Source organism: Saccharospirillum sp. MSK14-1 (assembly GCF_003054965.1).
Classification (GTDB): Bacteria; Pseudomonadota; Gammaproteobacteria; order Pseudomonadales; family Natronospirillaceae; genus Saccharospirillum.
Window position 1 is genome coordinate 59,194 of record NZ_MIES01000038.1, and the last position, 22,681, is coordinate 81,874.

Annotated in this window: 19 protein-coding genes; 7 read left to right on the plus strand and 12 right to left on the minus strand. The window is 57.1% G+C overall.

Annotated features, from left to right (window positions below; translation table 11 throughout):
• Positions 1-15: 15 nt before the first annotated feature.
• From pstB to BGP77_RS17535, 4 genes are all read right to left on the minus strand, one after another.
• Positions 16-858: a phosphate ABC transporter ATP-binding protein PstB gene (pstB, locus tag BGP77_RS17520; protein ID WP_233252412.1), complete on the minus strand. Its 843-nt coding sequence runs from the start codon at positions 856-858 to the stop codon at positions 16-18.
• 62 nt (positions 859-920) lie between these two features.
• Positions 921-2,234, minus strand: coding sequence for a phosphate ABC transporter permease PstA (gene pstA, locus BGP77_RS17525; RefSeq protein ID WP_108166081.1), 1,314 nt, complete (start codon positions 2,232-2,234; stop codon positions 921-923).
• Positions 2,227-3,615 (minus strand): phosphate ABC transporter permease subunit PstC, encoded by a 1,389-nt coding sequence (gene pstC, locus BGP77_RS17530; protein ID WP_108166082.1) that lies wholly within the window; start codon positions 3,613-3,615, stop codon positions 2,227-2,229. Before pstC ends, pstA begins: the two co-directional genes overlap by 8 nt.
• Positions 3,616-3,769: 154 nt before the next feature.
• Positions 3,770-4,819, minus strand: coding sequence for a substrate-binding domain-containing protein (locus BGP77_RS17535; RefSeq protein WP_233252410.1), 1,050 nt, complete (start codon positions 4,817-4,819; stop codon positions 3,770-3,772).
• 258 nt (positions 4,820-5,077) lie between these two features.
• Between BGP77_RS17535 and BGP77_RS17540 the strand changes: the two genes are divergently transcribed.
• From BGP77_RS17540 to mtgA, 4 genes are all read left to right on the plus strand, one after another.
• A complete protein-coding gene (locus tag BGP77_RS17540) occupies positions 5,078-5,503 on the plus strand; it encodes an acyl-CoA thioesterase (RefSeq protein ID WP_108166084.1) in 426 nt (141 codons plus the stop codon).
• Between the two features lie 126 nt (positions 5,504-5,629).
• Complete coding sequence (locus tag BGP77_RS17545) at positions 5,630-6,310, plus strand: TIGR00153 family protein (protein ID WP_108166085.1); 681 nt, start codon at positions 5,630-5,632, stop codon at positions 6,308-6,310.
• A gap of 46 nt (positions 6,311-6,356) precedes the next feature.
• Positions 6,357-7,622, plus strand: coding sequence for an inorganic phosphate transporter (locus BGP77_RS17550; RefSeq protein ID WP_108166086.1), 1,266 nt, complete (start codon positions 6,357-6,359; stop codon positions 7,620-7,622).
• Between the two features lie 106 nt (positions 7,623-7,728).
• A complete protein-coding gene (mtgA, locus tag BGP77_RS17555) occupies positions 7,729-8,415 on the plus strand; it encodes a monofunctional biosynthetic peptidoglycan transglycosylase (protein ID WP_108166087.1) in 687 nt (228 codons plus the stop codon).
• A 4-nt stretch (positions 8,416-8,419) separates the two neighbouring features.
• On the opposite strand, the gene BGP77_RS17560 is transcribed toward mtgA, so the two are convergent.
• Positions 8,420-9,343, minus strand: coding sequence for a cation diffusion facilitator family transporter (locus BGP77_RS17560; protein WP_108166088.1), 924 nt, complete (start codon positions 9,341-9,343; stop codon positions 8,420-8,422).
• 126 nt (positions 9,344-9,469) lie between these two features.
• On the opposite strand from BGP77_RS17560, the gene BGP77_RS17565 reads away from it, so the two are divergent.
• Positions 9,470-10,333, plus strand: coding sequence for a DMT family transporter (locus tag BGP77_RS17565; protein ID WP_108166089.1), 864 nt, complete (start codon positions 9,470-9,472; stop codon positions 10,331-10,333).
• A 12-nt stretch (positions 10,334-10,345) separates the two neighbouring features.
• Here BGP77_RS17565 and BGP77_RS17570 read toward each other — a convergent pair whose 3' ends face one another.
• The 3 genes from BGP77_RS17570 to BGP77_RS17580 form a co-directional block, all read right to left on the minus strand.
• The gene (locus BGP77_RS17570) at positions 10,346-11,404 is read right to left on the minus strand and encodes an AI-2E family transporter (protein WP_108166090.1); all 1,059 of its coding nucleotides are present in this window, start codon (positions 11,402-11,404) and stop codon (positions 10,346-10,348) included.
• Between the two features lie 75 nt (positions 11,405-11,479).
• Positions 11,480-13,108, minus strand: a complete 1,629-nt coding sequence (locus BGP77_RS17575) for a methyl-accepting chemotaxis protein (RefSeq protein ID WP_108166091.1) — start codon at positions 13,106-13,108, stop codon at positions 11,480-11,482.
• 207 nt (positions 13,109-13,315) lie between these two features.
• The gene (locus BGP77_RS17580; RefSeq protein WP_108166092.1) at positions 13,316-13,759 is read right to left on the minus strand and encodes a hypothetical protein; all 444 of its coding nucleotides are present in this window, start codon (positions 13,757-13,759) and stop codon (positions 13,316-13,318) included.
• A 180-nt stretch (positions 13,760-13,939) separates the two neighbouring features.
• On the opposite strand from BGP77_RS17580, the gene BGP77_RS17585 reads away from it, so the two are divergent.
• On the plus strand, positions 13,940-14,665 hold the full coding sequence (locus BGP77_RS17585; protein WP_108166093.1) for a hypothetical protein: 726 nt from the start codon (positions 13,940-13,942) through the stop codon (positions 14,663-14,665).
• A 59-nt stretch (positions 14,666-14,724) separates the two neighbouring features.
• Here the strand turns inward: BGP77_RS17585 and BGP77_RS17590 are convergent, their stop codons facing one another.
• The 3 genes from BGP77_RS17590 to BGP77_RS17600 form a co-directional block, all read right to left on the minus strand.
• On the minus strand, positions 14,725-17,061 hold the full coding sequence (locus BGP77_RS17590) for a bifunctional diguanylate cyclase/phosphodiesterase (protein ID WP_158269425.1): 2,337 nt from the start codon (positions 17,059-17,061) through the stop codon (positions 14,725-14,727).
• Positions 17,051-17,734, minus strand: coding sequence for a methylamine utilization protein (locus BGP77_RS17595; protein WP_146171284.1), 684 nt, complete (start codon positions 17,732-17,734; stop codon positions 17,051-17,053). The genes BGP77_RS17590 and BGP77_RS17595 overlap by 11 nt, the downstream gene beginning before the upstream one ends.
• 128 nt (positions 17,735-17,862) lie before the next feature.
• Complete coding sequence (locus tag BGP77_RS17600) at positions 17,863-18,756, minus strand: AraC family transcriptional regulator (protein WP_108166096.1); 894 nt, start codon at positions 18,754-18,756, stop codon at positions 17,863-17,865.
• A 206-nt stretch (positions 18,757-18,962) separates the two neighbouring features.
• Between BGP77_RS17600 and BGP77_RS17605 the strand changes: the two genes are divergently transcribed.
• Positions 18,963-21,023: a methyl-accepting chemotaxis protein gene (locus tag BGP77_RS17605; RefSeq protein WP_108166097.1), complete on the plus strand. Its 2,061-nt coding sequence runs from the start codon at positions 18,963-18,965 to the stop codon at positions 21,021-21,023.
• Positions 21,024-21,103: 80 nt separating this feature from the next.
• Here BGP77_RS17605 and BGP77_RS17610 read toward each other — a convergent pair whose 3' ends face one another.
• On the minus strand, positions 21,104-22,588 hold the full coding sequence (locus tag BGP77_RS17610) for a mannitol dehydrogenase family protein (protein WP_158269426.1): 1,485 nt from the start codon (positions 22,586-22,588) through the stop codon (positions 21,104-21,106).
• Positions 22,589-22,681 lie beyond the last annotated feature (93 nt).

Here is a 22,681-nt window from a genome sequence, read left to right on the forward strand (position 1 = left end):
CGTTATCCTCTGGGATCAACCGAAGCGACCGGTGATGTAGTCTTCGGTGAGTTTATGGCTGGGCGAGGTGAAGATATGGTCGGTTTCGCCAACCTCGATCAGTTTGCCCAGGTGGAAATAGGCTGTGCGCTGAGAAACCCGCGCCGCCTGCTGCATGGAATGCGTCACGATGGCGATGGTGTAGTTCTGCGACAGTTCAGCGATCAGCTCTTCAATGCGCGCTGTGGCAATAGGATCCAACGCTGAGCAGGGTTCGTCCATCAAAATCACTTCCGGGGAAATGGCAATGGTGCGGGCGATGCACAGACGCTGCTGCTGACCACCGGACAATCCCGTGGCCGGCTTGTCGAGACGGTCTTTAATTTCATCCCACAGACCGGCTTTGCGCAACGCAGTTTCCACCACTTCGTCCAGCTCGGTACGACGTGATACCAGGCCATGAATGCGCGGGCCGTAGGCGACATTGTCGTAGATGGATTTCGGGAAGGGGTTTGGCTTTTGGAACACCATGCCCACCTTGGCGCGCAGGGCGACGACGTCCATGTGCTTTTTATAGATGTCTTCGCCGTCGAGCAGGATGTCGCCTTCTACGCGGCAGATGTCGATGGAATCGTTCATCCGGTTCAGGGTGCGCAGGAAGGTCGACTTACCACAGCCGGACGGGCCGATCATGGCGAGCACTTCGTTCTTGCCGATGTCCAGGCTGACGTTGTCGATGGCCTGAGTGTCGCCGTAAAACACATCAACGCTGCGCGCGCTCATGCGCGGCTCTTCAACGAGTGCCTGGCCGACGGTGCCGTCCCAGTTCTCCAGAACAGGGTGGCGGCTTTCCGGTTTGCTGATGGCGTTGTCGTCCATCGATTCAGTGTACTGGTTTGAAAGTGTCATCTGTGATTCTCCAGTTCGGATAAGGCGGTGCCTTACCAGCGACGCTCGAATTTTTTACGTAAAAAGACGGCCAACAAATTCATCACTGCCAGGAAGCCCAGCAGCACCATGATGGCGCCGGATGTTTTGGCGATAAAGGCGCGTTCCGGGCTGTCGGACCACAGATACACCTGGACCGGCAGCACGGTGGATGGGTCGGTAAACCCGCCCGGAATATCGACGATAAAGGCGACCATGCCGATCATCAGCAGCGGCGCGGTTTCACCCAGCGCCTGCGCCATACCGATGATGGTACCGGTGAGCATGCCTGGCATGGCCAGCGGCAGCACGTGGTGCAGCGTGACCTGCATTTTCGAGGCACCCAGACCGGTCGCCGCTTCGCGGATCGATGGCGGTACCGCACGAATGGCCGAACGCGCCGAGATAATGATGGTCGGCAAGGTCATCAGCGTCAGCACCAGCCCCCCAACGACTGGCGCCGAACGCGGCAGACCAAAGAAGTTGATGAACACCGCCAGACCCAGCAAACCGAAGACGATGGACGGCACGGCGGCGAGGTTGTTGATGTTCACTTCAATGATGTCGGTCAGGCGGTTTTTCGGCGCGAACTCTTCCAGATAAATGGCTGCCGCTACGCCAATGGGGAATGACAGCAGCAGTGTGACCACCAAGGTATAAAAGGAGCCGACCACGGCGCCCCAGATACCGGCGGTTTCCGGATCACGCGAATCACCGTTGGTGAAGAAGACGGTGTTAAAGCGACGCTTCAGTTCACCGGCTTCGTTCCAGCTGTCGATCCAGCTCAGTTCCTGATCGCTGATGCGACGTTCGCTTTCGGGCAGTTCGCGATCGATGATGCCTTTGCGCAACAAGTCCAGATCGTCATCGGCCAGTACCCAGAGGCGCTCGCTTTGACCGAGCAATTCGGGGTTGGCGATAAGACGTTCACGCACGCGGTATTCGGCGGAGTTACTGACCAACGACGTCAGTTCGCGCGTGGCCTGGCGACCGGATACATCCGGGAAACGCGACAACAGCGCCTCGCGCACCACGCCGCCGTAATCTGCCAGGCGCAGCTGGTCGGCATCGGTGGCATCGTCGATGTACAACACCTGCGGATCGTAGGTGACTTCCAGCTCGACGTAAGTGGTCCAGAAGGCCGACAGACCCTGGCTGAAAATGGTGGTCAGCAGAATCACCAGAAAACCCAGACCGGCGGCAATGGACGCAATGCCATAAGCCTGAAAACGCCGCTCACGCGCATAACGCGATTTGAGCTTGGCGTTGAGCCGATCCTGCTTGACGCTCGCCAGACGCTCAATGGCGTCGAGTTTTTGCTCAGTCATATTGCTCACGGAACCTCTTAACGATCGCCATGGCGACGATGTTCAGCAACAAAGTGGTGAAAAACAGCATCAGACCCAGGGCAAAGGCCGACAGCGTTTTCGGGCTGTCGAACTCCTGGTCACCCACCAGCAAGGTGGCAATCTGTACGGTGACGGTGGTGACGGCTTCCAGCGGGTTGGCGGTCAGATTGGCGGCCAAACCGGCGGCCATAACCACGATCATGGTTTCACCAATGGCCCGTGACGCGGCCAACAAAATGCCGCCCATGATGCCGGGCAGCGCCGCCGGGAACACCACCTGACGAATGGTTTCACTGCGCGTTGCGCCCAGGCCGTAAGAGCCATCGCGCAGGCTGTTGGGGACAGCGTTGATGACGTCATCCGACAGCGACGACACGAACGGAATGATCATGATGCCCATCACCAGACCCGCGGCTAACGCCGATTCCGCCGACACACCGTCGAAACCAATGCCCTGGAAGAAATCACGCACCAACGGGCCCATGGTCAAGGCGGCAAAGAAGCCGTAGACCACGGTGGGAATACCGGCGAGCACTTCCAGCAGCGGTTTGATGATATTGCGCACGCGCGGCTTGGCGTATTCGGCCAGATAAACGGCCGACATCAGGCCGATTGGCACCGCCACGATCAAGGCAATGGCGGCAATCATCAGCGTACCGACGAACAGCGGAATCGCCCCGAACGCGCCCGACGAACCCACCTGATCGGCACGGATGGCGATCTGCGGACTCCACTGCAGGCCGAAGACAAAATCGAAAAACGGAATGGCCTGGAAGAAGCGAATGCTTTCAAACAACACCGAGAGAATGATGCCGACCGTGGTGAAGATGGCGATGGTCGAGCACAGCAGCAGCAGGCTTTTGAGGACAAACTCAAACTGCGGACGTGCGCGCAGCGCCGGACGAGTCATCACCCAACCGATGAGCGCACCCACCAAGGTGGTGCCAATGGTCAGAATCACTTTGAACAGCTGGCTGCGATCGCGCAGCTGCTGCAGTAACTCGGCGGCCGCGGTCAATTGTGGATCGGCGCTGGCTGACAGGGAGCCAGAGCTGATGTTCTGAATTTTTGCCAGCGTCAGGTTCATCTGCGGCGAACCCAACTGACCGTAGCTGTCTGGCAGCGAATTCATCAAACCCTGGATGATGATGCGCTCTTCCAGGAAGACCCAGACTGCCAGCAAGATAAAACCGGGCAGAATGGCCCAGGCCGCGGCCATCAATCCGTAATAGTTAGGCAGTGAATGCAGGTGCTTGATCTGGCTGGGTCCGCCGACCAGCTGGATGGAACGTTGCCGTCCCAAGCCATAAGCGAGCACCGCAAGCACCGCGATCACCAACAGCAGCGTCGATGTTTGCATCAATAAAGCTCCAAAGTTATCGATATGTCCGGGTCAAGCAGCGCAGCGCTCTGACTGACCCGGAAACACCGGGATTCGTTCGGTGATTAAAACAACAAAGGGAGAGCCCAGTGGCTCTCCCGATGCATGACATTACAACTTTAAAAAACGCTGCTTAGAGTTCTTTCAGCGGTTCCAGGTTGTCAACGTCGCTCTTCATTCTGGCGTATTCAGCGTTGTCGAGCGGGATCAGACCACGGTCAACCAGGTAACCGTTAGAGCCGATCGCACGACGGCTGGTGAACTCAGCCAGGTACTCTTCCATGCCCGGGATAACGCCAACGTGTGCCTTCTTAACATAGAAGAACAGCGGACGGGAAACCGGGTAAGAACCGCTGGCGATTTCTTCGAACGTCGCCTGGTGGCCTTCTACAGAGATGCTCTTAACACGGTCAGAGTTCTGGTCCAGGAAAGAGAAACCGAAGATGCCCAGGGCAGTCGGGTCGTTTTCCAGACGAGAAACGATCAGCGTGTCGTTTTCACCGGCTTCGATGAACGCACCGTCTTCACGCATGGTGGCGCACACTTCTTCGAACTTGTCTTCGTCGCTGTCTTCCAGAGAAGCGATGGCGTCAAACTCGCCACAGCCTTCTTCCATAACCAGCTCTACGAAAGCGTCACGAGTACCGGAAGTCGGCGGCGGGCCGAAAACGCGGATCGCGGTGTTCGGCAGGTTGCCGCGGATGTCGCTCCAGGTTTCATACGGGTTTTCAACCAGACCGTTGCCATTCGGGTTCGGTACGGTTTCAGCCAGCGCCAGGAACAACTCGCCCTTGGTCAGATCCATGCCAGTCGCATCAACGCTCTGGGCAACGGCGATGCCGTCAAAACCGATCAGGACTTCAACCACGTCTTCAACGCCGTTAGCTGCACAGGTTTCCAGCTCGGAAGCCTTGATGCGGCGAGACGCATTGGTGATGTCAGGAGTGGATTCACCAACGCCCTGACAGAACAGACGCAGACCGCCGCCTGAACCAGTCGACTCGATGGTCGGAGTCGGGTAAGAAGTGGTCTGACCGAACCGTTCGGCCACAACAGTGGCGAAAGGATAAACGGTCGAGGAACCGACGATGCTGATCTGGTCGCGGGCTTCGGCGAACGCGGTGCCGGACAGAGACGCGGCCATAGCTGCCACCAGGGTGGCGCCAATCATTGTTTTCTTCACTGGTAACCTCCAGTTAGTTCATCACTGAGTGAAACCCCGACCTTTCCCCTTGGAAACGCCAGTGGCTTCATGGGCTCGCAAGGGATGCTAGGTGCGTCGGATGACAACTGTATGAACCAAAGATGACAGTATTATGACAGCGTGTCATTGTTGCTTTTGTTACTGGCTATGACTGGTTTCTGACCATATCCAAGCCACTGCGACGCCGTTATACTGGCGCTCTTATTAACCCGACAACGACAATAACGAGCCAGAGTCATGAGCAAACTGGACGCCACCAATCCAGAACCCCGCGGTGAATTGCAATTACGCGTCGTCGCTCAACCCAAAGACACCAACACCAACGGCGATATTTCCGGTGGCTGGCTGGTCACCCACATGGACATGGCCGCCAGCGTCGCGGCGGGTCGCATTGCCCGTGGCCGGACCACCACGATGGCGATTGGCGACATGGCTTTTGTGCGCCCTATTAAAGTGGGCTCGGTGATCTGCTGCTATACCCACATTCTGGGGATGGGCCGCTCGTCCATTCGCATAGGAGTGGAAGTCTGGTGCCGTATGCCCGAAGACGCCGAACGTCAAAAAGTGACGGAAACCGAATTTGTTTACGTAGCCATCGACGAACAGCGCCGTATTCGCGCGCTGCCGCAAGCCGAGTCTGAGGTCAGCCTGAGTAATCACTGAGGCTGACCAACGCCCCTTCCCGGCAGGTCATCTTTCGCCGTTCGCATTTTCTGCTTTGATGACATTTTTATTACAGAAAAAGGCCTCTATAATGCGCGCCCAGTTCGCATAACAGAGGACAGCGATATGGCTGCCGACAGCCCATTGATGGCACTGTTTGGCCGATCTCCGGTCAAGCCCATTCAAGAGCACATCAAAAAAGCCCACGCCTGCGCCGAACGCTTGCTCGACTTTTATGACACCGCCGTCAGCGGTGACTATCAGGCCGCTGAGCAAGTCCGCCTCGACATTGCCGGACTGGAAAAAGACGCCGACAAGCTGAAAAAGGACATCCGGGTTCATCTGCCCAACAGCCTGTTCATGCCGGTGCCGCGTTCGGATCTGCTCGAACTGGTGACCCAGCAAGACCGCCTGGCCAACCGCGCCAAGGACATCGCCGGTATCATGGTCGGTCGCGAAATGGCGATTCCCGCACCCATGCAACCGCTGATGCGCGAATATCTGGAAGCGGCCATCGCGACCAGCGCCAAAGCGGCGGCGGCTTTGGCCGAACTGGATGAGTTATTCGAAACCGGTTTCGGTACCAAGGAAATCACGCTGGTGTCCAAGCTGATTGACGCTTTGGACGATCAGGAACACCGCACGGACGAATTGGAAATCAACATCCGCAAGGCCCTGCGTGCCGTGGAACTGGATCATCCGCCCATCGAGGTGATGTTCCTGTACCGCGTCATCGAGTTGATCGGCGATCTGGCCGATGTGGCTCAACGCGTAGGCGCCCGCCTGCAAATCCTCATGGCTCGCTAAAACAGCGGGCCTTTCTTTTATTTATCGTTAAGACAGAGGACAGCGCATGACCATCATTGCCGAATATGGCCCGTGGTTCGTTCTGCTCGCCTGCGTTTTTGGTTTTTTCATGGCTTGGGGCGTTGGTGCCAACGACGTTGCCAATGCAATGGGTACTTCGGTCGGTTCGCGTGCTTTGACAGTGCGTCAGGCCATCGTCATTGCCATGATTTTCGAGTTCGCCGGGGCTTACCTGGCAGGCGGTGAAGTCACCGGAACCATCCGCAAAGGCATCGTCGATGCCTCTGTGCTCGAGGGCTCACCGGAATTACTGGTTTACGGCATGATGTCGGCATTGCTGGCAGCCGGTATCTGGCTGGTGATTGCGTCTTATATGGGCTGGCCGGTCTCCACCACCCACTCCATTGTCGGTGCCATTGTCGGCTTTGCTGCCGTCGGCATCGGCGTCGATTACGTTCAGTGGGGCAAAGTCAGCACCATTGTGATGAGCTGGGTCGTCTCGCCACTGCTCTCGGGCACCATCGCTTTCTTGCTGTTCCGGTCGGTGTATCGGTTGATTCTGAACACCGATGACCCGTTCGCCAACGCCAAGCGTTATGTGCCGGTCTATATGTTCCTGACCGGTTTCATCATTGCCATGGTGACGCTGACCAAAGGCCTGAAGCACGTCGGTTTGCACCTGTCTTTCCTGTCCAGCCTGGCGCTGGCGGCGCTGGCCGGCCTGGTGATTCTGGGCATTGGTCTGCTGATGTTGCGCCGCGTACAGATTGACGCCGAAGCCGACCGTGCCTTTCGCTACGCCTCAGTGGAACGCGTCTTTGCCGTGCTGATGGTATTCACCGCCTGCGCCATGGCGTTCGCGCACGGCTCCAACGATGTCGCCAACGCCGTCGGCCCGCTGGCCGCGGTGATCAATGTGGTGGCCAATAACGGCGATATCGCGGCGCAATCGGCCATGCCGGCCTGGGTTCTGTTGCTCGGTGGCGGCGGCATCATCGTCGGTCTGGCGACCTTCGGTTATAAGGTGATGGGCACCATCGGTCGTCGTATTACCGAACTCACGCCTAGCCGTGGCTTCGCCGCTGAGCTGGCCGCGGGTACCACCGTGGTACTGGCATCGGGTACCGGACTGCCGATTTCCACCACCCACACCTTGGTGGGCGCCGTGCTTGGTGTGGGTCTGGCGCGCGGTATTTCTGCGCTGAACTTGCGCGTGATTGGCACCATCGTCGCTTCCTGGGTGGTCACCCTGCCCGCTGGCGGCTTGCTCGCCATTCTCTTCTTCTTTATGTTCAAAGGGATGTTCGGCTAAGCCGCACGTCACCGGAACGTAAAAGCGCCGTTTTGTGAGCCCGGTCGGCTCACAAGGCGGCCCCGGTCGATTATAATCCCGCGCCCGTTTGAGCCGCCGGCTGTTCATGTCGAAACTGTCGTTCACATCCGCGTTACGTATTCTGGTGCTGTGTTGCCTGTCACTGGTGGTGGTCAGCCTGTTGCTGACGGTACCGCTGCGCTGGATCAATCCGCCGGTTACCGCCTTTATTCTGCTCGACGGCGACGCCAGCGCCCGCCAGATGCGTCAGCACTGGACGCCGCTGGATCAGATCGATGCCAACCTGCCCATTGCGGTCGTCGCCTCCGAAGATCAGCTTTTCCCGACGCATTTCGGTTTCGACTTCAGCTCCATCTGGGAAGCGATTCACGAAGACGACGGCCCGATGCGTGGTGCCTCTACGCTCAGCCAACAGCTGTCGAAGAACCTCTATTTGTGGTCCGGTCGCAGCCTGTTTCGCAAAGGCGTGGAAGCCTGGTTCACGCTGCTGATCGAGCTGACCTGGCCCAAGGAGCGCATTCTGGAGGTGTATCTGAATGTGGTGGAATTTGGGCCGGGGATTTACGGCGTTGGTCACGCCAGCGAAACCTTCTTCGGCAAATCCCCCAGCCAGTTGAACCGCTATGAAGCTTCGCTGCTGGCGGCAGTATTACCCAACCCCAAGCGGTTGTCGGCGCAGCGCCCGTCCGATTATGTGTACCAACGCGCCTACGACATTCGCAACGCCATCCGCTATTTGGGCGGACCCAGCTATTTAGCCGGTATTCTCTGAGCGCTCAGCAGTGGTCGTCTGTCGGACAATGATGCGGTTGGTATTCCAGCTGCAACGTCGTGTGGCCAATGCCAAAGTCCTGCTGCAGTCGCTCGCTGGCGCGGTGAATCAGGGCATCATCATCCGCCTCCGGTGGGCGAACCAGATGCGCGGTCAGCGCGGTTTCGGTGGTACTCAGTGCCCAGACATGCAGATGATGCACGTCCAGAACATCCGGCAGCTGCTGCAGCGCCGCTTCCACCTCACGCAAATCAATGTTCCGGGGTACGGCATCGACCGCCAGGTTCAGCGACTCGGTCAGGAGCGACCAGGTGCCGACCAGAATGACGGCAGCAATCACCAGGCTAACCAGCGGGTCGATCCAGCTGATGCCGGTTAGCAGGATCAAACCACCCGCTACCACAACCCCCAGAGAAACCCCCGCATCCGCCGCCATATGCAGGAAAGCACCGCGAATGTTCAGATCGTGCTGACCACCCATAAAGAGCAGCATGGTAGCGGCATTAATCAGCGTACCGATGGCCGCCACCGCCATCACCGTCATGCCCGCCACCGGCGCCGGATCGCTGAAGCGTTGCACCGCTTCCCAGGCAATGGCACCAATGGCGATCAGCAGCAACACGGCGTTGAGCAGCGCGGCCAGAATGGTGGTTTTCTTTAACCCAAAGGTCCGCAACCGACTGCTGTGGCGCCGGGCTAACACACTGGCGCCCCATGCCAGCAATAAACCAAGCACATCGCTGAGGTTATGGCCTGCATCAGCCAGCAGCGCCAACGAACCCGCCCAGAAACCATACAGCGCTTCGATCACCACAAAGCCGAGATTCAGTGCAACACCAATGGCAAAAGAGCGGTTGTAGTGCGCCGGAGCGTGAGCATGGCCGTGTGAATGGTTGTGCCCATGGGTGGGGCTGTGTTGATGCGACATCAATACGTCTCCTCAGCGATTTGACGTCTATTAAAAACCCTCAAGCCATTGTAGGTTCAAGCCCGGTCTTCGCGACACCGTCGCTGCCAGTATATAGTGGCGCTTTTGCCGACGGACCCAACCACTATGACCGCGTCTCCGCGCCTGATCAGTTTCACATTGTTGGCGCTGGTCGCCTTCGCCGCCAACTCGGTACTTTGCCGCTGGGCACTGGGCGATGCCGCCATCGATGCCGCTTCGTTTACCGCCGTACGACTGGTGGCGGGTGCCTTGACGTTACTGCTGCTGGTTAAGCTCAGTGACCGTCGACTGCCCATTCACCGCGCCGTTAAAGCCGGTTCGATTCGAGGCGCTGCCTGGTTGTTTTTGTACGCCGCTGGCTTCTCCTTTGCCTACATCCAACTCGATACCGCCACCGGCGCGCTCATACTCTTTGGCACCGTTCAGCTGACGCTGATCGGCATCAGCCTGTGGCAAGGGCATCGTCTGAACAGCACCGAATGGGCGGGTGTGTTCGCCGCCTGCGCAGGGTTTGTGTATCTGATTTTGCCCGATCTGACCACGCCATCGTTGCGCGGCCTGGTGCTGATGATGGGAGCCGGTATTGCCTGGGGTTTGTACACCTTGAACGGTCGTGGTTCTAACCAGCCATTACTCGACACGGCGGGCAATTTCATCCGCACCGCGCCGTTGGTTTTGTTGCTGTTTATCCCCTTTATTGAAACCGTACAGATCAGTCGCGACGGTTTCTGGCTCGCCGTAGTTTCCGGTGCCTTCGCATCGGGGTGTGGCTACGCCTTGTGGTATGCGGTACTGCCATCACTGAGCGGCATTCAAGCGGGGATCTTGCAACTGTCGGTGCCGTTACTGGCAGCCGCGGGTGGCGTGTTATTGGTGGGAGAGGCGCTGGACCCGCGTCTGTTACTGGCCAGCGTCTTACTGCTGGGCGGCATCGCCCTGGTACTCTGGGGACGCCGCCAAGCCGGTTAATTTAACCGGGCATCAATACGGCGATTCATCCTCGGCGTTAAAATCGCGCATAAAGATGTCCCAGAAGGTCATGAACAAGGCGGCGACCAATGGCCCGATCACAAAGCCATTAATACCCATCAAGGCGATGCCGCCTAACGTGGAAAACAGCACGATGTAGTCGGGCAGTTTGGTGTCGCGTCCCACCAGAATGGGGCGCAAAATATTATCCGCCAGACCAATCACCACCATGCCGTATGCCACCAGCACTATGCCGGAAATCCAGGAACCACTGGCAATCAGGTAAATCGCTGCCGGTCCCCAAACCAGCGCCGCACCCACAGCGGGAATCAGCGACAGTACGGCCATCAGCACGCCCCAAAGCACCACCGCCGGAATGCCTAAAATGGCAAAGATGATGCTGCCCAGCGCGCCTTGAACAATGGCGACTACGAGGTTGCCTTTAACGGTTGCTCGGGTCACTTCGGCAAACTTGTCGAACAGACGATGTTCGCGTTCATCCCCCAATGGCAGAGCGCGGATAAAGAGTTCAATGAGTGTGTGACCATCACGCAGCAGGAAAAACGCCAGGTACAGCATCAGGCCAAGGTTCAGCACCAGACTCATGGTGTTTTGTCCCACACTCAAGGTTTCCTGCGCCAGGTATTGGCTGGCCGTCACCGCGAAATCGGACAACCGCTGGCGAATGCTGTCGGTATCAATACCGAAGTTATTGAGTATCTCCGGCACCATCGGGAAAGCCGTGCGCAACTGATCGAGAATAGCGCCCGGAGAAACATCGCCCTCTTGAATGCCCTGAAACAGATTCACAGCTTCCTTAACGACCTGCATCACTATCAGCAATACCGGCAACACCACTATTACCACGCAACACAGCAGCGTTAACAACGCCGACAGGTTACGGCGATGACCCGTGAGCCGTAAAATACGTTCCTGCAGAGGAAAAAAAATTACGGTGATGGCGGCGGCCCAGAAAATCGCGCCCCAAAACGGTTCCAGTACGAAGAAAAAAGCCAGACTGACGAGCAGTAATAAGAGCAGAAAAAACCGGTTTTCGAGTGTTTGCCTCATGGCAATAAGTTCCCTGATTGCTCAGCTTGCCACCTTACTCGAAAGCCGGTTTTCATACAGCCTTCCTTTTGCGGTTTACACTTGAAAACGTGCTGCGCGTTGCAACAATTCGTTCGCAACCGCAGCCAGTTCCTGCGATGACATTTCAATGGCTTTGGCTTGTTCTTCGGTGCTCAAAGTCTGCTCGTTAATCTGGCCGACGTTGCCATTGATGTCCTGAATCACTGCACTTTGTTGCGTCGTGGCCGCCGCAATTTGCTGAGTCTGGTCGGATAAATCATCCAGCGCCTGACGAATCTGCCCGAACGATTCCGTCACCTCGCTCATTTGGTCGGTCGTGCGACTGGCGTAATCGCGGCTTTCTTCCATGACTCGATAGGCCTGTTCGGCACGCTGTTGCAGGTGCTCAATTTTTTCGCGAATCGCTTCGGTGGACGCCTGCGTTTTATTGGCCAGCGTGCGCACTTCGTCGGCAACCACGGCAAATCCACGACCCTGCTCACCCGCCCGCGCCGCTTCGATGGCGGCGTTCAACGCCAAGAGGTTGGTTTGATCGGCAATGCCGGTAATGACTTCAACGATCTCATCAATGCTGCTCATTTCTTCCGCCAGCGACCGAATCACCTCGGCGGCCTCGCCCACTTCCGATACCAATCGATCGGTGACTTCACGAGTGGTGTCCAATGTCTGCTGGCCGCTTTGCGCGTGCTGGCGAACGCCAATGGCCAACTCACTGGTTTTTTCGGTATTGCGCGCTACGTCATCGAAGGTCGCGGTCATTTCTTCGATGGCAGTGGCGATTGAATCGATGGCACTTAACTGTTCTTGAATCTGACCGCGCGTCGAACTGATCGACTGACTGAGCTCTTCACTGGTCGCATTCAGCACTTCGCTTTGATCGCGCACATCCAGAATCACGGACCGGGTTGAATCGAGCAACGAATGCAAGGATTCGGCAATCTGGTTGACCTCCCAACTGGGTTGGGTGGGCAAGCGTCGATTCAGATCAAGATCATCCGACACGCCCAGAGTAAACTGAGTCACCTTAGCCACCGGGCGGGATATCTGGGAGCCAATGCGCCAGGACAACAACGCCAACACCACCAGAATCACCGCGGCTCCCGCCAGCACCCAACGCCGCAGCTGGAAATAACGCGCATCAATGTCATGGGTGTACATGCCGGTGACCAGCGTCCAGTTCCAAGGCTGATAGGCGACACCCAGACTGAGTTTAGGCTGCGGCTGTTCCTCACCGACTTTGGGCCACAGGTAGTTGAAACTGCCCCGACCATTGCCCGCTTCCACTGCCCGCTCAATACCGACCATGACGGCGGTCCCTTCGGTATCGACGATATTCCGGCCATCGCTGCCCATCACTTCGGGAGACGGATGCTGCAAGACGCGCAGAGTTCGACTGTTGACGGTGAAGACGTATTCATCGCCGAGATACCGCAATTGGTTCAACAATTCGATGGCGTCCGACTGCGCCTGCGCCTCGCTCATCTCGCCGGTACGGGCTTGTGCGCGCAGACCGTCGAGCAAGCTGATGGCGCTGTCTAATTGCGCTTGCATCAATTGCGTGCGGTCCTCGAGCATCTGCTCACGCACCACATTCAGCAAACTCAACACAACGATGATTAAGGCCACTAAGGCCAGACCGGTTAACAGCGACAGGCGATGAAAAATCTTCAGACGACTGAACATAAGGCAGGAACACTCCCCAGCAGGAGGTTGGTACAACTCGGCGTCGAAGCCGAACCCACTCTGCAATTTATGGGTAAACGCCTGTGATGCAAGTCACAAAACTGATTTGAAGCCGCTTAAATGAGAATGAATGACTTTTGGCGGTGAAACAAAAAAGCCTGCCAGGTAACTCCCTGACAGGCTTTGGGTATTGGATGTCTGCGACGATTACAGCGACGACTGTAAAAACCGCAATTCCTCAACAAAACGATCGCTGTGAATCACTAACTGACTGAGCACATCCTGCTCGTCATCGCTCCAGTCCAGATCGGCGGCTTCATTCACTTCACTGCGCCACTGGGCTTCGGCTTCCATTAACCGCTGCACCAGCGTGGCTTCAGAATTGACCCGCGACTGAACCCAGTCACTGATCGCCTTTAATAACGCCCGTTCCTGATTACCGGCCTGGGGCAATTCACCCCGGGCACGCTCCATGGCTTCGACTCGTCCCAGCATCGCAGTGCGCGCTTCTATGGCACGTCGCAGCAGAGACTCTGTGGGTGCGGACACCACTTCCTGGTCGATCAAATCCTGATACCGCTCGATCAATTCCAGGCCATGTGCATGAATGCCCGCCAGTGCCGCCCCGTACTCATCGCGTAAGATCGACATCCTGGCCTCCTCGCCTCGAACTCTGTTTCACCGGGCACAATGCCCAGTATCGCTGAGTCTCCATCATGGCGGCGCGTGCATAAAAATAAAGTCCCGGCCGAGTAAAGGCTTTCACCTGGTTGAAAATTAGCCAATCAGACGTATCTTAGACAGCGAACGTTCGACTAGGGAGGCAAAACAATGCCCATCGAACCCACTGGCAGTCTTAACAACATCAATCCGCTGAACCGTCAGGACACGCTGAATGCGCCCCAGACGCGCGTCGCCGAGCAGACGGCCGCCACGGCGCAAACCCCGAATCAAAACGCGGTTCAACCCGATGTCCAGGTCGACACCAGCATCGACAGCCGCCGCGCAGCCATTCGCTCTCAAGTGCAGGAAGCCAATGAACTCGCGGTTTCGCAGCAAGACCGAGGCGAAGTGCTGGAGCAATTACGGGGTGAACGCGAACGTTTGGCGCAAGGCTCAGACGAGACTGAAAACCCAACCGAACAGCCGGAACGCGAGAGTCTGGTTAACGAAGATACCTTCGCCGCCCTCGATCGCATCCGCTCGCTGGCACTGGAAGATCCGTTCGGAACGGGTTCGGCTGATGCCGGACCGCTGGCGGACAATGGCTTTTTCGTGCGCAGCCGCCAGCAGGCGGTCGATACATTGGACCAGGCGATCAGCGCTCTGGAACGCCAGACCGATCTGGATACCGGCCGCTTGGAAGAGTTGCGAGAGACCTTTAATGACAATCAGGATGCCACCCTGAGCGAAGGCAACACTTCCTTCACGGATGGTGACGAAGCCAGTTCCGCCGCGGCCGAACTGGCATTGGAGATTCGGGAACAAACGCCGACCGATTTATTCGGCTTAGGTGAGGATGATCGGGAGACCGTGCTTAACGCACTGCAACCCTGATCATTAGTACGATAAACCGGGCCAGCGGCTGATGCTCATCAGCGCTGGCCCGGTTTCGTTCAGGCGCGCAAAAACGTTTCGCGCTGTTCATTAAAGGTGGCCAGCCAATCCATCAATTCGTCGTACGGCAATGCTTTCGCCAAGCAATAGCCTTGAATGCAGTGGCAACCCATCTGTTCAAGCAGGGCAATGGACGCCGGGTTCTCAACCCCTTCTGCCAGCACGGTCAGCTTCAACTGCTGCGCCATCTCGATGGTCGAACGAACAATGCACTGATCGTCTTCATCGTCGGCCAAATTGAGAATAAACGCCTTGTCGATCTTCAGTTCGTGCACCGGCATCGACTTCAACTGCGCCAGCGATGAAAAGCCGGTGCCGAAATCATCCATCGCCAGTTCAACGCCAGCATCATAAAGCCGCTTGAGGTTTTTCAGCGCCCGTTCGGTATCGGCCATCATGGCGCTCTCGGTGACTTCGAGAATCAACTCCTCACCTTTCAAACCGTGCTGCTCTATGCGCCCCAACAAACTGTCAACAAAGCTGTCTTTGAGAATGTCTTTGGCCGACAAATTCACACTGATGCCTAGGTCCGGGTAACCGTCCGCCTGCCAACGACGCATCTGGCGGATGGATTCATCAAACACCCAATCGGTAATCAGGGTGATATCGCCCGATTGCTCAGCCAGCGGAATAAACTCATCCGGAAACATCCGACCCAGGACGGGATCGTTCCAACGAATCAGCACTTCGACTGAGCGCATGCGTTGATGCTCCAAGCTGTATTGCGGCTGGAACATCAGTTGGAAACCGCCTTCGGCGATGGCGTGTTGCAAGCGGTTGGTCACGGTAATGCGCCGCAGGTGCCGCTCATCCTGACCGTCCTGATAGGTCGCAAAACTGTGACCGAGGTGGCGCGCTTCACTGATCGCCAAATGAGTGCGACGCATCAGATCTTCGTAGTCGCTCGCCTGCTGCGGGCAGAACACCATACCCAGACGCGCTTCCACTTTGATCTCCAGACTGTCGTGACGGAAGGCATCGTCAAACAACGCCAGATATCGCTCGGCTTCGGCCGTCGCGCCGGTCTCCGTCAGACCGTCGATCAGCAACAGAAATTCATCGGTACTGATGCGCCCCACGCGGTCCAGTTCGCCATTGCGATCGGCTAACCGGCTGGCCACTTGCGGCAGCACCGCGTCCATCACCGACAAACCATACACATCGCTGAGGTCATCAAAGTTGCTCAACTGCAGCAGAATGACGCCGAAGGGAGCTTCTGGCTGATCACTCAGGCGTTCACTCAATACGCGTCCCAGTTCATCGCGGTTGGGCAGCCCCGTCAGCAGGTCATGCTGCGCCTGATAGAGAATATGGCGTTCGCGCTCTTGAATGGCGGTCTGCATGTTGTCGAGCGTATCGCCCAACACCGCAAACTCGTTATTGCCCTGTAACGCCACCGGCTGGGTGTAGTTACCGCGAGCAATACGCCGGGCAGCCACGACCAACGCATTGATCGGTCGGCTGATACCACCGGCAATTAAAGCAGTTGCCAGCGCCGCCAGCAGCAGAGCGATGGCAGCGATGGCAAGTATCTGGTTGCGCAAACTGTCGTAGGCAGCCAGCGCTTCTTGCAGCGACACCGACAACAACATGCCCAACTGCTGACCGTCACGGTCTTTCAGTACGCCTTGGCGGCTTAGCCAGCCGCTTTCGCTGAAGCGATCGGTCGCCTGGCCCAGTACGTCACTGAAATCACCCGACAGGGAATCCAGCGGCAGGTCGGCATCCAAGGTGGTGAATGCTTGAACCGATGCCTCGCCACCGCGGAACAGCAGGGTAATGTTGGTGCCGGTAATGCCCCGGAAACGTTCCAGCAGCGCCTCATCCATGATGAAGCCCATGCCCACCCAGGCAATTAATTGCGGCGCTTGCACCGGCACCATGACCAATTGATAAGGCGCGCCGTCCGCTAAAGTGAGCACGCTGAAGGCTTGCTGGCGCCGACCGATGGACTCGCGCAGCTCGGCCAGTTCCGCATCAATGTTGTGGGTGCTGATCAACACTTCGCCGGCCGGGTCCATCAGCACAATCATGTCAGCCCCAATGCGATCGCCGTGATTGGCCAGTACGCTGAGGATGGTGCCTTCTTCATTGGTGGCGATGGCTTGTTTAAAGCCAAAATCTTCCGCCAGCAGCGTGGTGCGGTCGGTCAGTTGGCGGCTGTTGTCGACCAGCAAGGTATCGAAGACGCGTTCGGCCACCGCCAGCTCGCGGTTAGCACCGGCACGGGCGTTATCGTCGGTGGCTCGTAGTACCGCCCACAAGGTGGCGGCGAGTGTCAGCCCCAGCAGGCTGAGAAAGATCAGTAACAGGCGGGTACGAAAACTAATTGCCATCAGACTGATACCTTTGCAGGCGGTCGTACAGGTTCGACGGCGACTGCGCTGGATCATCAACACTCAGTTCAAAAGGTAACTGGATTTCCAGACGGTCTGCGTCGGCATCGGCAAGATCAGTAATGGCAAGCTGGAATGGCACTTCCATATCCGGGTGCCAGATCACCAGGTAAGGCGATTGTTCAGCGTTGAAAGCGGGCAGCGTCACAGCGCCACTGGCGTCGGTCTGTCCATATAACGAGCCCTCAACCACATAGATATAGCCACGCATGGAATCGTGAATGTTACAGCCCAGCGCCACCAAACCGGCCTGATCAAATTCGACCGGCGGAGCGTCATTGCCTTTATAGAGCTGCAACTCAAATGTTTTGGCTTCGGAGAAGGAGTAGACATGATGGCGCGTTTCGTCGCTGTTGGGGAAACGCACTTTGGTACCGGCGCGGATCACCGCAATTTCCGGTACAAAGGCAATATCGACCTGATCGACTATCGCTTCGTCGGGCAACGGCGGTACTGCAACAGCGGCAGCGCCTTTGAGTTCGACCACGGCGTCACCCACATCCTGACCGCCTTGATCGGTCAGATGCAACGTTGGCAGCGTGGCTGCCATTAGCGAGACCGGGCCCAGCAACGCTGCCATCAACGTCACACCGGTCAACCATCCCTTGTTCATTGACTTCACCCTATAGATTAACTGCGGATAAAGATCACTATAACCGAGAATCATAGTGATCGCGCGAGGGGGCCGCTGAACTAATCACACAAGGCTCCCTTAGGATGATAAGACGACGCCCAAGCCCCTCACCGACGCAATGAAACCTTTATCGGTGTTTTACCGCGGATGGCAATGGATTCGCGGTACTGGCGGGGTGTCATGCCTTTGATCTTGAGGAAATGCCGATTGAAGTTGGCGACGTTGGCAAAGCCCGCTTCAAAACAGATGTTGGTGATCGGCTTAGCGCTGACTTCCAGCTGTTCACACGCCCGGCTGATGCGTAACCGGGTCACGAAATCGATAAACCGATAACCGGTCGCCTTCTTAAACCAGCGGGAGAAAAACGACGGCGTCAGATTCAACTGACTGGCCACTTCGTCGAGCGTCAATTCGCGTGTGCAGTGCGCAATGATGTAGCTCACCGCGGTATTAACCCGCTCTTCGGTCTGGGTGTCGGATTCGTTTTCGTAGGAGCGGCTCGACAGCAGTTGATAGTCCCCGCTTTCGGCCAGACAGGTCATGATCTCCAGAAAGCGCAGCACCCGCGCCATGCCTCGCAGCCCGGCGATTTCGGTAAAATCATCAATCACCAGCGCGCTGGCTTCTGGGGAGAACTCAATGCCGTAACGCGAATCGGCCAGCATCGACTGCAAACTGCGCATTTCCGGCAGACATTCGGCCAAGGCCTGAATGCGCTGGTCCGAAAAATTGATCACCCGGTCGCGAATGCCTTTCTCGAAATGCCCCAGCGACACCCAGTTATGTGGCAGATAAGGGCCGCATAAAAATATCGTTCCGGGCCGGAATGGGCCGACGTAATCGCCAATAAAGGCGTTGCCCTCAGTGCTTTGAATCAGGTGAAGTTCGTATTCGTCGTGGTAATGCCAGCGCACCAGCGAGCTATCAGCGCCATGCGCCAGATAGCGAAAGCTGCGATCAGCCTCGTAGACGGCTTCATAGCTCGGTTTCACAACACTCATGCGGCAGTTACCCCGTCGGATTAGGATTCAGAAAAGACGACGTGACCTGCGGCAGTGTACCGCATGGCCCGGGGCGACACAGTAAAATGTCAAAATAGTATCGATATTGAACGATAGCCTATTGGTTCACTTAGCACACACGCCGTTAACTGAGTAACACAACAAGAATGAATGGCGCAGACCGTTAAGCCGCCCAAGGCCGTCACATGAAGCTTCCGACTCTTCCCCGCCCCAGTATCGTGCTGCGCATCGGTCTGGGTTTCACACTGGTTATCGCCGTTGTCGCCATCGCGACCGGTGTCGGCATCGGCTACGGCCGCCAGACCATTCACAGCGTTAACCAGTTAACCGGAAACGCGACCCCCATCGTGACCACCAATAACGAGCTCGACTTATCGATCAGTCGCGCCGCCGAACGCTTCCAGCAAGCGCTGGTGCAGCACGACGCCGACCGCCTCATCGCGATGCGCGAACAACTGGCCTCCAGCCAGACCCGGCAGCGGCAATTGGCAGAACAACTCACGCAACTGTTGGCTGGCCTGGATAACGCCGACACCGCCAATGCCAGTCTGAGCACCTTGCGCGATCTGCTCACGCAGATGTCGACGCTGACTGACACCGCGCTCAACCAGCACCAGCAAAGCCTGACCGTGCGCGCTCGTTTTGACACCAATGCCGCCACTGCCGATCAGTTGGCCGCCGACATTGGTCCACTGTTTGAGAACCTGCTGTTTTCGCTGTCGGACGACTACTCGCTGGCTGTAGCTTATGAGTTTTACGCCTCCTTTCTCAGCGGCCTGATGGTGATCAAAAACATCAGCCTGGCCAGCTCGCTCGAGCAACTGGCCGAGCGCGAAATGCAGTTCAACATCTGGGATCAGAATCACCAGACTCAGTTCTTCAACTTCACCACCCTGGCAATGCGCGTTCCCGAAGCCCAGACGTTTATGCGCTCGGCGCAGGAAACCTCGGCGCTGTTAACCGAACTGACTCAGGGCACGGATGACAAGCCCGGCCTCATTGCCGACCGCCGCACCCTGCTCAATGTTGAAGCGCAACAGGCCCAGACATTGACGAATCTGGCGCAACTGCAAACTCAGTCCGCCGAGCAATTAACCGCCTTGAATGAATTCGCTCAGCAGTACTCTGAACGCACCAATCAAACGGTCTCCAGCCATTTACTGCTCAGCCAGTTAGCCAGCATCGCAGCCTTGGGCATTGCCATTGTTGTCACCGCGGTGGTGGTATGGCTGATCATTCGCTCCATTCGCCCGCCCATGCGTCGTTTGCAAGCCGGGTTGCGGGCCTTATCGCAGGGTGATCTCAGTGTGCAACTGACGCACAACAGCCGCGACGAAATGGGCGAACTGAGCCAGGCGGTCGAGGCCGTGCGCCGATCGCTCAACACCATGATTGAAGGGTTGCGTGAGCGCTCACTGACCATGCAACGCTCAGCGCAAGACAGCCAAACGCTGTCCGAACGACTCAGCCACAACGCGGGTCGTCAAAGCGAAGACATTGAATCCCTGTCCGCCTCGATGACACAAATGAGCGCTTCCATTCAGGCGGTGGCCGATACCACTCGCCAGGGCATGGATGAAAGCCAAGCAGCGAATCAGGAAATCGAAGCCACCTTGAAAGAGATGCGCAACAATCAGCAATCGCTGGCGCAGTTGAGTCACGGGTTTGAAGAATCCGTGCGCACGATGACCGAACTCACCCAACAAATGCAGGCGGTGGAAACAGTGTCAGAAGAAATTGAAGGCATTGCCGAGCAAACCAACTTGCTGGCCCTGAACGCCGCCATCGAAGCTGCCCGTGCGGGCGAAAACGGTCGCGGCTTTGCGGTCGTCGCCGACGAAGTCCGGGCGCTTGCCAGCCGCACCGCCGACTCCACCACCCGCATCCGTGCCATCATCGAAAAACTGACGGTCGGTTACGGCCAACTGGCAAAACGCCTAGACGACAACCGCAGCGCCATTGAGCAAAGTCATCAGGTTGCCAGCCACTCCAGTCAAAGCCTGGAAGGCTTTCGCGGTCGCATCAGCCACATCGACCAACTCAGCCGCAGCATTGCCGAAGCCACCAGCGAACAAGACCGCTCCGGTCAGGAGATGAGCGAACGCCTGGTCCGCGTGGCCGAAGTGGCGCGTGCGACCCGCGATGACGCCGTGTCCGCCTCCGACGACAGCCAGCGTCTGGGCGACGCCGCCAGCCGGCTCGAAGCCGAAGTGGAACGTTTCCGGCTGGACCACTATGCCACTTAACGAACAAAAAAAAAGGCGGCCCCCGGGGCCGCCAAGCGCTGCCGATACCCTATAAAACGGGTACCCACCATGAACTGTGATCACTGCTCAGCGAGCAGTGCCTTTAAGGCGTTGTAACCACCTTCGCTAACCACACGCAGATACCAGTGCTCAACCAAAGCCAAAAAGGCTTCGTCCTGACCGGCCGGTTGCTGACCAAAGAGTGCATCGGTTTTGAGCAGCGACAAACGATCATGACGAGTCGCTTGGTTCTGCTCGTCGCTGAGGTTGAATTCGATAATGCGCAACGGCCGGCCGTCATCGGTCTCGCCATTTAAGTACGCCAGGAAGGTCGCGAACAAAAACGCCAGACGATGCATGGACAAACCGTGACGCTGTGCATCACGTACCACCGGCATCACGTAGTTTTTCAATTTGGCGTAGCCATCGGAACAGATGCGCACCTGCTGGTCGGCAATCTGAGAATTACCAAAACGCTCGATCAGGGTGTCTTCGTATGCGCGGAACGGCATCACTTCCTGAGCCAGAGTCGGCTCAGCATCCAGTTCCATGTACTGGCGCACCAGCTGAAGAATGGCGGCGTCTTTAATCGCGAGATCAACGCGTTCGTAACCGGCCAGATACCCCACAAAACCCATCATCAAATGACTGCCGTTCAACAAACGCAGCTTGGTCATCTCGTAAGGTGAAACATCGCGGGTAAATTCAGCACCGACTTTTTCCAGTGCCGGCCGTCCGGCAATGAAGTTGTCTTCAATCACCCACTGAATAAAACTTTCACATCCCAAAGCGCAGGGATCGTTAACGCCATAGCGTTCGGCAATACGTTCAGCGTCTGCCGCTTCCGGTGCTGGGGTAATGCGATCGACCATGGAGTTGGGATAAGAAACCGACTGCTCAAACCAGGGCTTCAAGTCGGGCTCTGCCAGTTCGATAAAGGCCAGCATGGCTTTGCGCAAAACGTTACCGTTATGGGGAACGTTATCACACGACATGAAAGTTACCTTGCCCGCGTCACCCAAAGCGGCGCGCTTTTTAGCGGCTTGCCACAAGTAACCAAACAGGGTTTTAGGTGCCTGAGGGTGAGCCAGATCGTGCTGAATGTCCGGGTGTTCACTGAAGAAACGATCCTTATCGAAATCGTAGCGATAGCCACCTTCGGTGATGGTCATGCTGATGATTTTTACATCCGGATCAGCCAACGCATCGATCGCTTCCTGCGGGTTTTCCGGCGCAAAAATCAAGCGGTGCAAAGAACCGATCACACGGTCAGTTGAGTCTTGATCGTCTTTCTCAGTCAGGCAGTACATGCCGTGCTGCTGTTGCAACGACTGGAACAGTTTGGCATCGCTGGGCATCAGGCCAATGCCACAAATACCCCAGTGAGATTCACCACCGGCGGCCAGGTAATCATCCAGATAACGTGCCTGGTGCGCGCGATGAAAACCACCGACGCCAACGTGGACAATACCGGTGGTCAGCTTACGCTCATAAGCAGGCCAGCCAAGACCATCAGGGCAGGTCGCTGCGGTGAGATCCGCCAGCGATTGAGAAGATCGAGACACGTACTTACCTCCATCAGCGAAGCCGGACTTCGCTCGATATTCCAACGATAAAGAAAATAACGGGGCGACCGAGGTCGCCCTGAATAAACCGGT